Annotated in this window: 1 pseudogene; it reads left to right on the forward strand. The window is 45.2% G+C overall.

The window, feature by feature from the left end:
- Positions 1-221 (forward strand): annotated as a pseudogene (locus tag AB4486_RS22850) (penicillin-binding protein 2); the annotation flags it as partial.

Genomic DNA, 221 nt, shown 5'->3' on the forward strand with positions numbered 1-221 from the left:
GAGCGTTATTACGAAGATATGTTGCACGGTACAGCTGGCTACCAAGAAGTCGAAGTTAACAGTCGTGGACGAGTGATTCGTACCCTCAAATTTGTCCCTTCGGTTCCAGGCAAAGATATCGTACTTAACTTAGATATCAAGCTACAGCTATACGTACATAAGTTACTTGATGGCCGCCGTGGTTCAGCTATCGTTCTCGATCCGAAAGACAATGGCGTGTT

It is taken from the genome of Vibrio sp. 10N.222.55.C6 (assembly GCF_041473395.1).
Classification (GTDB): domain Bacteria; phylum Pseudomonadota; class Gammaproteobacteria; order Enterobacterales; family Vibrionaceae; genus Vibrio; species Vibrio crassostreae_C.